This is a genomic window from Streptomyces sp. NPDC050636, assembly GCF_040654775.1.
GTDB lineage: Bacteria > Actinomycetota > Actinomycetes > Streptomycetales > Streptomycetaceae > Streptomyces.
The window spans coordinates 1-1007 of record NZ_JBFAIP010000286.1 but is presented as its reverse complement, the minus strand read 5'-3'; the positions used below and the strand labels follow the sequence as shown (position 1 = coordinate 1007).

The 1007-nt window shown below is 67.3% G+C and carries 1 protein-coding gene; it reads right to left on the bottom strand.

Annotated elements, in window-relative coordinates; all coding sequences use genetic code 11:
• The coding region (locus AB0I10_RS41290; protein ID WP_363157870.1) for an IS481 family transposase at positions 1–907 on the bottom strand (907 nt) is incomplete at its 3' end.
• Between the last annotated feature and the right edge of the window lie 100 nt (positions 908–1007).

Below are 1007 nucleotides of genomic sequence, written 5' to 3'. Positions count from 1 at the left end.
CGTCCAGTGCGGTGTGGCAGCGGTGGTGGTTGTAGGTGTGGAGGAAGTCTGCCAGGGCAGTGGTTCGTTCGGTGTTGCTCGTGTAGGGCCGGATGTAGGCCCACTCGTCGAGCAGGGTGCGGTTGAAGCGTTCGACCTTGCCGTTGGTCTGCGGCCGGTAGATGCGGGTGAGCTTGCCGGTCGCGCCGAGGTCGGTCAGTGCCTGGCGCCAGGCGAAGCTCTTGCGGTAAGGCCAGGCGTTGTCGGTCAGGACCCGTTCGATGTGGTCGATGCCGTGAGCGGTGAAGAAGGCTGCGGCCCGGCGGAGGAAGGTTGCGCAGGTAGCGGCCTTCTCGTCCGGGTGGATCTCGCTGTAGGCGAGGCGGCTGTGGTCGTCGACGGCGGAGTGGACGTAGTCAAAGCCCATGCTGCTGCGGGTGACGCGGCCGGCCTGGCGGCCGAGGACCTTGTGGCCGCCGCCGTCGGGAATCCGGCCGAGCTTCTTGACGTCGACATGGATCAGCTCGCCGGGCCGGTCGCGTTCGTAGCGTCTGATCAGTTGGCCGGTGGGGCGGTCGAGGTAGGCCAGTCGGTTCAGGCCGTGGCGGGTCAGGACGCGGTGCACGGTCGAGGCGGGCAGGCCCAGGATGGGACCGATGCGGGCGGGTCCGAGCTTGCGGGTCTGACGCAGTTGGCATACCTGGGCCTCGACCGTCGTCGGGGTGCGGTGCGGGGTCCTGCGCGGTGTGCTGGAGCGGTCGATGAGCCCGGCCTCGCCTTCGGATCGCCAGCGGCGGATCCACTTGTGGGCGGTAGCTCGAGAGATGCCCATCTCGGCCGCGACATGCGAGACCGGGCGACCCGAGCAGACACGTTCGACCAGCAGCCGTCTGCCATGAACGGTCAGCCGGGCATTACGGTGGGACACGAAGACCTCCGTGCGGTGCAGTCCTAGACAGCTCCACCACACCGGAGGTCTTCGCCATGATCAAGCCCGGCAAGTGTCAACAACGCTCGTGATCAATACA